Source organism: Micromonospora sonchi, assembly GCF_014646235.1.
Classification (GTDB): Bacteria; Actinomycetota; Actinomycetes; order Mycobacteriales; family Micromonosporaceae; genus Micromonospora; species Micromonospora sonchi.
Genome location: NZ_BMNB01000047.1, coordinates 22829 through 32096 on the forward strand (window position 1 = coordinate 22829; position 9268 = coordinate 32096).

Annotated in this window: 15 protein-coding genes; 8 read left to right on the plus strand and 7 right to left on the minus strand. The window is 66.2% G+C overall.

Annotated features, from left to right (window positions below):
• Positions 1 to 72 precede the first annotated feature (72 nt).
• Together IEY61_RS29250 and IEY61_RS29255 are read left to right on the plus strand one after the other, a co-directional pair.
• A complete protein-coding gene (locus IEY61_RS29250; RefSeq protein WP_189050184.1) occupies positions 73 to 801 on the plus strand; it encodes a hypothetical protein in 729 nt (242 codons plus the stop codon).
• 147 nt (positions 802 to 948) lie between these two features.
• Positions 949 to 1422 (plus strand): hypothetical protein, encoded by a 474-nt coding sequence (locus IEY61_RS29255; RefSeq protein WP_189050186.1) that lies wholly within the window; start codon positions 949 to 951, stop codon positions 1420 to 1422.
• On the opposite strand, the gene IEY61_RS29260 is transcribed toward IEY61_RS29255, so the two are convergent.
• The 6 genes from IEY61_RS29260 to IEY61_RS31640 all read right to left on the minus strand — a co-directional run bounded on the left by IEY61_RS29260 (position 1385) and on the right by IEY61_RS31640 (position 4174).
• Entirely contained in the window at positions 1385 to 1600 is a 216-nt protein-coding gene (locus IEY61_RS29260; protein ID WP_189050189.1) for a DUF397 domain-containing protein, read from the minus strand. The genes IEY61_RS29255 and IEY61_RS29260 overlap by 38 nt on opposite strands.
• Positions 1593 to 2537 (minus strand): helix-turn-helix domain-containing protein, encoded by a 945-nt coding sequence (locus IEY61_RS29265; protein ID WP_308424601.1) that lies wholly within the window; start codon positions 2535 to 2537, stop codon positions 1593 to 1595. The genes IEY61_RS29260 and IEY61_RS29265 overlap by 8 nt, the downstream gene beginning before the upstream one ends.
• A 249-nt stretch (positions 2538 to 2786) precedes the next feature.
• Positions 2787 to 3287, minus strand: coding sequence for a hypothetical protein (locus IEY61_RS29270; protein ID WP_189050193.1), 501 nt, complete (start codon positions 3285 to 3287; stop codon positions 2787 to 2789).
• Between the two features lie 6 nt (positions 3288 to 3293).
• Positions 3294 to 3530: a GntR family transcriptional regulator gene (locus tag IEY61_RS29275; protein ID WP_189050195.1), complete on the minus strand. Its 237-nt coding sequence runs from the start codon at positions 3528 to 3530 to the stop codon at positions 3294 to 3296.
• Positions 3531 to 3557: 27 nt separating this feature from the next.
• Positions 3558 to 3794, minus strand: coding sequence for a GntR family transcriptional regulator (locus IEY61_RS29280; protein WP_189050197.1), 237 nt, complete (start codon positions 3792 to 3794; stop codon positions 3558 to 3560).
• Between the two features lie 191 nt (positions 3795 to 3985).
• Entirely contained in the window at positions 3986 to 4174 is a 189-nt protein-coding gene (locus IEY61_RS31640; RefSeq protein WP_268240703.1) for a helix-turn-helix transcriptional regulator, read from the minus strand.
• A gap of 82 nt (positions 4175 to 4256) precedes the next feature.
• On the opposite strand from IEY61_RS31640, the gene IEY61_RS29290 reads away from it, so the two are divergent.
• A complete protein-coding gene (locus tag IEY61_RS29290) occupies positions 4257 to 4745 on the plus strand; it encodes a hypothetical protein (protein WP_189050202.1) in 489 nt (162 codons plus the stop codon).
• Here the strand turns inward: IEY61_RS29290 and IEY61_RS29295 are convergent.
• Positions 4742 to 5923: an RNA-guided endonuclease InsQ/TnpB family protein gene (locus IEY61_RS29295; RefSeq protein ID WP_229706541.1), complete on the minus strand. Its 1182-nt coding sequence runs from the start codon at positions 5921 to 5923 to the stop codon at positions 4742 to 4744. The genes IEY61_RS29290 and IEY61_RS29295 overlap by 4 nt on opposite strands.
• On the opposite strand from IEY61_RS29295, the gene tnpA reads away from it, so the two are divergent.
• From tnpA to IEY61_RS29320, 5 genes are all read left to right on the plus strand, one after another.
• Entirely contained in the window at positions 5882 to 6304 is a 423-nt protein-coding gene (gene tnpA, locus IEY61_RS29300) for an IS200/IS605 family transposase (RefSeq protein WP_189050216.1), read from the plus strand. The two genes, IEY61_RS29295 and tnpA, sit on opposite strands and share 42 nt — an antisense overlap.
• A gap of 51 nt (positions 6305 to 6355) precedes the next feature.
• On the plus strand, positions 6356 to 6739 hold the full coding sequence (locus IEY61_RS31645; protein WP_229706542.1) for a hypothetical protein: 384 nt from the start codon (positions 6356 to 6358) through the stop codon (positions 6737 to 6739).
• 65 nt (positions 6740 to 6804) lie between these two features.
• Positions 6805 to 7143, plus strand: a complete 339-nt coding sequence (locus IEY61_RS29310; protein WP_229706544.1) for a hypothetical protein — start codon at positions 6805 to 6807, stop codon at positions 7141 to 7143.
• Positions 7144 to 7785: 642 nt separating this feature from the next.
• On the plus strand, positions 7786 to 8436 hold the full coding sequence (locus IEY61_RS29315) for a hypothetical protein (protein ID WP_189050208.1): 651 nt from the start codon (positions 7786 to 7788) through the stop codon (positions 8434 to 8436).
• Between the two features lie 157 nt (positions 8437 to 8593).
• The gene (locus IEY61_RS29320) at positions 8594 to 8779 is read left to right on the plus strand and encodes a hypothetical protein (protein WP_189050210.1); all 186 of its coding nucleotides are present in this window, start codon (positions 8594 to 8596) and stop codon (positions 8777 to 8779) included.
• Positions 8780 to 9268 lie beyond the last annotated feature (489 nt).

Below are 9268 nucleotides of genomic sequence, written 5' to 3' on the forward strand. Positions count from 1 at the left end.
ACTCGCTGCGGTACATCGGGCCGAGGACGAGCGGTCTATTGAGCAGATAGACAGCATTTTGCAGGAGGGTTTGTGTACATCTTCGATGGGTTAACCGCCTCGGCGGTTATGCGAACACAGGCAGAGATTGATTCGGTGATTCGGCAGCTGGCCAAGAACGATGCCTATCAGCCGGTCCTTCGCTCTGCGGGCCGGGAATTGCTGCGTCTCACGGGCGCCAAGTCACGCACTAGCCAGGAGAGCAATTTGCTGCTAGCCGTATTGGGAGGCCCTCGCGCTACTCACTCGCCGGACACCCCCATGCTTGGCGAACTCTTTTTCCTGGACGGGTCAGCCATAATCGTCCAGCCTATGAAGTCTCGCCTAGCGATCGGCGAAGTTCGTGGCCACGAAAAGGATACAAAGCTTCCTGAATTCGCCGAAGAGTTGGGAAGGGCGGCTAAGGCCGCCTTGGATGGGCGACGTCTCCGTGGGATGTCCTTCGAGTGGTTGCCACTGACTCAGGACTGGTTGAGGCAAAATTCCGTTCATTACGGACCACGAAACCTTGTCTCGCCTCGCTCGATTCGCAATAGGAACGAGCTGAAGACGAAGCCGGCCGCTCTTTCGATGGACGACATGGAGGATGCGACGCTCCTCGTGCGCCCGGAGCAACGCCTTTTCCTGCAACGACTAATCCAAATCGGGAAGGCGCGTTCGGTCGATGCGCGACAGGATATTAGTGCAGAAACGGTTGAACCTCTTCTTGTTCGCGGGCTAGTCAATAAGGAATTCCTGGTTGTTTGTCGGAAGGATTCATAAACCCTCTGCACAGCGCAGTCTAAAGAAGAAATCGAGGGCGTCAAGTTTCGCTGCTCGAACTGTGGCCGGGCATTCTCAGACGAGCACGTTCAAGAAATCTATGCCCCGGCTCCGCGCGCAAAAGAGCTGACAGAGGGAAGTCATTGGATGACCCTCTGGATCACCCATCTACTGCTCACAGCCGGAGTTGAGATGGGCCAGATAGCCTGGGGTGCCACCGCAGGAGAGGACGAGCTTGACATCGTGGCGAGTATCAACGGCGTCACCGTCTTCTTCGAGCTGAAGGACAGGGAGTTCGGTCTAGGCGATGCTTATCCGTTTAGCAGTCGAGTTCAGCGCTACGGCGGCGACGTTGGAGTCATTCTGTCGATGGATAGGGTTGCGGAAGAGGTCGTGAAGTACTTGAACGAGCAGCGTGGACCTAAAATCCATACCCTGGCGGGAATGGGGAAAATTGAGTCCGATCTGCGTAAGGTTCTGGAGAGCATCGCCGTCAACGCGGCACTTTACTCCGTGTCGATGCTTGCAGCTCGGAGTCGAGTTGATGTTAAGCCTCTATTGCAAGAGTGGATGAGGCATCGAGCTAGTCGCTCTCTTCCGTTCGGTGTTCCAAGCCTTTGATGCTATCGATGAAGGCCGGCCATGCGAGCCGGGCGAGGATGAGTGCGGGACCATCCTGGTCCTTCGAGTCACGGACGGCGACGATGCCGGGGAGGTTGGTGGCGACCTCGACGCAGTCGCCGCCGTTGCCGCCGCTGCGGGTGCTCTTGCGCCAGACGGCGCCGGTCAGGTCAGTCATGCCGCATCTCCCCGATGGTCTGCTTGAACATGTCCTTCGATTCTGCCTCACCGAGCGCCCGCGCATCCAAGCCCTTCCACACCGCAGCGTATGCCTGTAGCTCGTCCGTCTTGTCGAGATAGAGCGCGCCGGTCAGGGACTCGCTGTAGACCACGGAGGGTTCCGGAGCTGCTCGGCCGCCCTTTGTGGGCGGGAAGTCGAGGATGACGAAGGAGCCGGCGACAGCACCAGGCTGAGGGCCTGCCGCCAGCGGAAGCACCCGGAGGGAAACGTTCGGCAGGTCCGACAGTCGGATGAGGTGGTCGAGTTGAGCCATCATGACTCGAACATCGCCCACGGCGCGGCGGAGCACCGCCTCGGACAGCACCTGGGCCACCTTCGGAGCGGCCGGAAGCCGCCGCGTCAGCAGGGATTGCCGCTGCAGCCGGACCTCCACGGCTCGCTCCCGGTCCTCTTCGCTGGCCTGGGTGCGGTCGAGGAGGTAGATCGCTTGAGCGTATTCACGGGTCTGGAACAGGCCGGGGATCACTGACTCGTCGTAGCGGCGCAGATGCGCGGCGGCGGATTCGAGGCCGACGTACAGCTCGAACCAGCTCGGCACGGCGTCGCCGTAGGCGTGCCACCAGCCCTTCGACTTCGTCTCGACGGCCAGGCCGCGCATCGCCTCGGTCATCTCCGGCGACACCCCGTACAGCTCGCACATCGCCTTGACGTCGAGCACCCGGACCGAGCCCATGCCGCATTCGAGGCGCCAGATCTTCTGTCGGCTGTATTCCAGTGCCTCGGCAGCGGCGTCCAGCGTCACCCCGGCCTCGTTGCGGAACTGGCGCAGCAGCCGGCCGAGCTGCCGGCGCGGCACGGTCGATCCGATGTCCTCGGCCACTCGCACACTCCCTGGTTCCGGCTCGCAACACTGCGTGACCTGTCGTCGTAACACCTATCGGTTACGGCAGAGAAAGTCAATGCATAAGCGCGAAATTCGGCTGTGGAACGTTGCCAACTCGCTGCGGAGCGTTCCAGGATGGTCACAGCGCGGCGGTTGGCCGATGTCCCCCGGACGGCCGCCGCGTTCCAATCGCACCCCTCCCGTCCGACGTGGAAAGGCAGCGATATGACGACCTACCGCGCCGCCGCGTACTCCGGTCTGTTGCCCCGGCAGGCACGCGGGCGCCGGTTCCGCCTGTTGCTAGTTCTTCGCTGCCGGCGGCGGCTTGTAGGTTCCGAGCGACTGGGTCCTCGACGTGGTCAAGGGCGTCAGGAGTGCGTCGATGCGCTGTGCATCCTCAGCCGGGAGAGCCAGCAACGCGCGTCGCAGGTAGATGCTCCACGTCTGCGGCTTGGGGAAGGCGGCCAACTGCTCCACGAGCGGCTGCAACTCCAGCCCGCCCGGGTACGGCACCAGGGCGTCGATCCGCAGGTCGCAGCCGGAGACGAAGGTGCGGCCGGCGATCTCGACGGGGGTGTCCAGCTTCCGGACGGCGGATCGGGCTACCGCCGTACCGATGATCCGGCCACGGTCGCGGGTGGGGTTACGCCAGGCACCTCGGGTGGCGTAGAGGAACAGCCGGTCGTCGGCGGCGAGCGCCGCCACCTCCGCGCGCGGTGTCGCCGGGAACGCCATGCGCTCCTCATGCAGCACCCACGAGATGGCGTCACGGCCGCCGAGGATCAGCAGGTACGCGTTCACCGGTGGCTAGGAATCCTGCTCGGAGGTGTCGGCGACGAAGACGCCAACACCCTGTCGGCCTTCCAAGACGCCTGCCTCAATCAGCAGCTCGACGGCCTTCCGGACCGTCACGCCCGACGTCTCGTACTCATCGGCAAGTTCCCTGGTCGTGGGCAGCTTGTCGCCAGGTTTGAGGATGCCCGCGGCGATCTTGGCTTGGATCTCCCGCCGGATCCGTCGCCACAGCGGCTCGTAGGGCGGCATGGCCGGCACGTGCCTCTTCAGCGGTGGCTAGGAATCCTGCTCGGAGGTGTCGGCGACGAAGACGCCGATGCCCATGCGACCGACCAGCTCACCAAGCTCGATCATGGAGTCCAGTGCGCGCCGTACCGTCATGTGGCTCGTGTCGTACTCCTCGGCGAGCAGGCGGGTGGAGGGGAGCTTGCTGCCGGGCGGGTAGATGCCGACCCGGATCTTGGCGCGCAGATCTTCCCTGATCTGGCGCCAGAGCGGCTGGGCGTACGGCATGTGATCAGGGAAGCACTGACCTGAAGGATCATGTAAAGGATCCCCTTCCTGTCTTTACAGGCTTTACAGGTGCTCTAGACTCGGATCGTCATGGCCGGGAAGCGATGGCGAGGGTGCGGATGGTGGTGGAAGTGGTTTTTGCGGCAGCGAGCGGCCATCAGGCTGGTCCGACACGTGCCGGACGGTGTGGGCTACTCCGAGTCCCGGCGATCCCGCCGGTGGGTTTTGATCCACCGTTCCACGTCCTCCGTCCGCCAGATGCGGCCGACGGACAGGACCGCCACGGGATCGGGGAACGTCTTCGAGTTGGTGATCTGGTAGGCGCGCGTGCGGGAGACGCCGAGCATCTCCTGACTCGCCACCAGTCGAAGCTCACCCACGCACTCACGGTAAGCGCAGGCGAACTGAACACATGTCCCCGGGGAGGCGTGGCGGACCATGGGTAGGCGGTGGAAGTGGTTCTTGCGGCCGGGGAAGGTTGCGCTTGACCTGGTCGGGCAGGTGGTGCCGGACGGGGATGTGCCGGGGCGGTTTCGGCGGGCGACGGAGGAGCACGTCGTACCGGAGATGCGGGTGACCTCGCGGTGCGACGGCGCGGTGGTCTACGAGCGGCCCGAGGAGCGGTCGGCGGCGGCGCGGAACCAGCGTGCGGGCCGCTACGACGAGGGTCGGGCCGGTGAGCGGAACCAGGGGAGGTGCGCGACGCCGGCCGACGAGGCGCCGCGCGGTGTCGCGCCGGCCGAGCCCGATGAGGCCGAGGCGGAGGACGCGTTCGACCTGACGGCCGCGGAACTTGAGCGGGCCAACCGGATCGCCAACGTGCACTGGCGGCGGCTGGCCGGGGATGCGCGTACCCCGAGTTGCCTGGACTGCCGCGACGACGGCACATGTCCCCAGGCGGCCTGGGCCGAGGCGATCATCGAGCGCTGCCTGCGGACGTACCTGACTTAACGCTTCCCCACGGCTGGAAGCCGGGGGATTTCTGGCTCGGACCGCGCGCAACCACTAACCCGGAGGGAGGTGTTCACGTGTCTTACGTCGTCGGCACCAGCACGGTCGCGCTCTACCGTGGCGAGGATCGCCCTCGCGGCGTTCCGGTCGCGGCAAGCGGTGTACCCGCAGTCGCCGCACCGGAAAGTACGCACACCCAACCCCAGGCGTTCCTTGGCTCTCGTACCGCACTGCGAGCAGGTCATCGTGGTATAGGCGGGCGGCACCAACACCACCTTCCGGCCCGCCCGCGTGCCACGTTCGATCAGTTCCCGCTTCGCTGCGCCGATCGCAGCGTCGGCGGCCTTGCGCGCCATGGTGGACCGAGCCAGGAAACTCGGCTTGAAGTCCTCCACGGCGATCACCGCATGGTCGGTCACGACTCGCCGTGCCCACTGGCGGGCGTCGTGGGTGTTTTGCCGGGTCGCTTTCTTGTGCAGCTTCGCGACCTGCCGCTTGGCCCGCAGGTATCCCTTGGATGGCGGGTTGCCTCGGGGGCGACGACGGCGGCTCATCCTGCGCTGTACGCGGGCCAGTTCAGCGGCGCACCGCCTGCGGTGGCCGAGGTGCGGCAGGTCGTAGGCCGCATCGGTGGTCGTGGCGGTGACGGTGACACCCCAGTCCACGCCGATCGCCTTGTCGGTGACCGGGGCGGGCTGGGTCTCGCGTCGAACCACGAACGAGGCGTACCAGTGGCCCAGCGAGTCGCGATAGACGCGGACACTGGTCGGCTCGGACGGCAGTTCCCGGGACAAGACCACGGGGATCGTGATGCCGCCTGCGAGGCGCAGCCGACGGTCGCGGATCGTGAATCCGCGCACGGTGTACTCAAGGCTGGGCAGGGTGTTCTTCAACCGCTTGACCGTCGGTCGGCCGCGCCCTTTGACCTTGTATGCGTGTTGGAGGGCAAGAGCGTAGGTGCGCAGCGTCTGCTGCTGGGCGACCTGGGAGCCCTCGCGCAGCCACGTCGATCGGGCGCGGGCTTCGGTGAGCAGTTTGGACAGCTTGCAGAAGGTGGGCTTGTGGCCGGCTTTCTGCTGGTGGACGGCTTCGTTCCACAGCCATCGGCAGCGACCCCATTCGGCGGACAGGGCGGCCTGCGCGGTTGCGCCGGGGCGCAACCGGTAGGTGTAGCGCACTGTCTCCTCCACGAGTGGTACCGCTGCACATACCACGTCGTCTGGTGCCCCAAGTACCGGCGACCGGTCCTCACCGGCGACATCGACACCCGCCTCAAAAAGATCATCCGCGATGTCTGCGTCGAACGAGACGCGCCCATCGTGGAGCTGGAAACGATGCCCGACCACGTGCACCTGCTCGTCACTTGCGACCCGCAGTACGGCATCCACCGCCTCGTCAAACAGATCAAGGGCCGCTCGTCGCGGCTACTGCGCGCCGAGTTCCCCAGCCTGCGATCCCGGCTGCCGACCTTGTGGACCAACAACTATTTCGTCGCCACTGTCGGCGGCGCAACTTTGGAGGTCGTCAAACGCTATGTCGAAAACCAGCGAAAGGCTTGACCGCCCTCACCTCCCCATGGCTGAAGCCAGGGGTTTCACGGGCGGATTCTGATGAACGCATTTGACCTGTCGCCCGCGCAGATCCGCAACCGGCTGCTCCTGCGGGCTCGGCAGGCGGCGCTGGCCGCCCGCAGCGGGTTGCCGTGCGTGGGGGAGTGCCCGGTCGGGGCGGTGCTGGCGGCGGTGGTGCGCGTGCCGGTGGTGCCGCAGGTCGCCGTGGCTGCCGGCGACGTGGTCCGGCTCGGTCCGTCCGACCACCGGCAGGGCGTCCGTGCGTTGCGGTTGCGGGTGGTCCGGGTCCGAGCGGACATCAGCCAGTGGTACGGCGGGCAGTGGGTGTGGTTGGAAGGCGTCGAGATCGGCCCGGACGGTGAGGAGGGGGCGTGGCGGCCGGTGCTGGCCCGGGTCGCCGCGCTGCCCTCGCCGCCGGCCTGACGTCATCGCTGCGCACGATGGGCTGTTCGCCTTTACGCTGAGGCGTGCTCGAAGCTGGCAGCCGCATGCGCGGCCAACCACCCCCACCGGCTGTCGTCTTCGAAGCGCTCACCGAGCCCGACCGCGACCCGGCGCGTCCCTGGCTGCGGCTGCTCGACGACGAGCAATCGCCGCAGATCCTGCACGCCGAGCACCCGCGCCTGGTCGTATGGTCGTCGCTGTGGCCCAGGCGCCCGGATGCCCAGGTGCGTTTCGACCTGGTGCCCGACGGGAGCGAAGGCACGCAGTTGCGCTGGACGCTGCTGCTCGCCGAGCCATTGCCCGACCCGTCGCTGCTGGGACACCTGCGCAAGCGGCTCAACGAACTGATCAACGCGAACCTGCGCTACACATTCGGCCAGTAGGCAGGCCACGGCTCTGGTGGGAATCAGCGGCCGGCGCACCACGAGGAAAGGCTCATGGTGAATCAGCAGGAGCTTCGGAGGTTCCCGAGCGTCGCCCGACGTCGCTCGAGTGTCGTTGCCGGGCTGGCCGCCGCGGTCCTGCTTGGAGGAACGCTCGTCTGGCTGGCCGATCGTGGCCCTGCCGCTGCCGGCGCCGAACTTGCCGCCAAGGATATTGGCGCGTGGGGGTGGTACGGGTCGCCGCCCCGGGGTGCCCGCACCAGCTTCGCCACGTTGCGCGGGATGATCTCCTCTCGCATGGCGTCTTCCAGCGCCGCCCGCAGCACCGCGTGTGCCAGCTGCGCCGTCCGCTCGACCACGCCATCAGCCGTGAGCGCGGCGAGGAATTGCCGAACGTCTCGCGCGCCCAGCTGGCCCAGGCGCTTCCGGTCGAGCTTCGGCACCAGGTACTTCGCAATCAGGTCCCGGTACTAGGACAGCGGGGTCGGGAACACGTCACCTTCGGGGTGGATGAGCCTACGTCGCGAGAGGTACGCGGCCGCTCCCGTCGGCGCGTCCCTGACGCCGTGAGGGCGACGCGCGAGCCGTGGGCAGCTTCCTACGGTCAGAAGGTCTCCTTCCACCGCTCTCAAAGAGGTCTCGATGTCCAACTCCATGTCTCGCCCGGCGATTTGTCTCACCACCGGTGCCGCCCTCGGGCTCGCCGGCGTCGTCCTCATGCCCCGGCTGGTCGGCTCCCAGGTCGAGAACCTTGCGGTGATCGAGGCACACTCGGGGCGGTTCCTCGCAGCGTCGGCGCTGACGTTTGTCTCGGCGATCCTGCTCGCGGTCGGCTTCGCGCTGCTGGGAGGCGAGGTGGCCCGTGGTGGCCATCGTCGGGCAAGCGTGCTGCTGTTCCTCGGCTCCGTCGGGTGGTTGCTCCACACGGCGGTGATCGCGGTCAACGCCGTGATGTCCGAGCTCGCCTCGTCCACTGCGCGTACCGAGATGGCCGAGGTCGCGGACCAGATCTTCGCGGGTCCGGTGTTCCTGGGGCTGCTCATCCCGATGATGCTGGCGACCGTCATCGGGATGATCGGCACCGGCATCGTCCTCTGGCGAACCGGTCGTGCCCCCGTCTGGATCGGCGTGGCCATCGCGATCGCCCTGTTCCTCGACTTCGTCACGCCCGAACAGCTCAGTGGCATCCCGATGTTCGCCCTGCTCACGGTGGCGTTCGGTGCCTTGACCACGCGGAAGCCTCTCGATCGTCCCGCACCATCGCACCCGATCCCGGCCAACGCAGGGCAATGAGTGAAGGCGACGTCACCCGATGCGCCGGATGTTGGTCCACCTGGTCCAGCCGCGACGGTCCGGCGCCACCACACGTCCATGGGGGTCAACCGTAGGGGACGGGAAAGCCGAAGACGTAGGCATCCTGCTGCTGTCGATCGCCCACTTCCGTTCCCGCGTGCACCCGCGATGGGTCGGCCCGGTGCTGTGGGTGTGGCTCGTGGTGGAGTTCGTCGGCAGCGGCATCAGCCCGTGGGCGACGTACCTGTCCGGGCTGCTGCTCCTTGCCGGTTGCGGTGGGCTCGCGGCCGGCCTGTTCGCCACACGCCAGGACGACCACGCAGGGCTGGTCGCCGCCGCCTGACGCAAACCGCTGCCGCATATCAACAAACCGAGAGGGATAACGTGAACTCAATCAGAAGGCTACTCAGTGTAGTCGGCATGGGTGCGGTTCTGACCGCCAGTGCTCTGGCCGGCAGTGGGTGCCGTAATCCCGCCGGTCCTACTGTCATCGGGAGGGGACAACTGTGAAGCGACAGCGAAGCCTGCTCGGAGCCATCGGCCTCGGCATGGTGCTGGTCGTCGGTGCGCTCGGCGGCCCAGCAATGGGAGCCTCGGATGAGCCGGGAGCCGACGAACCCATCGACGGTGTGCCTGCGGTAGCGCTCGTCGCAGCGGGTGATCTGGACCCTGAGAGCCCGGTCGGCTGCCTGCTTCAGCAATCAGCCTCCCCCGTTCAGAGGGCAAATTGATTCATCGAGGGCGATAGAGGAAAGGTGCACCTGACCTGCAAGGATGTGAGTGTCGAAGTCATATCCACAGCAGAGTTGGGTGCACCTTCCTGGTGAGCAAG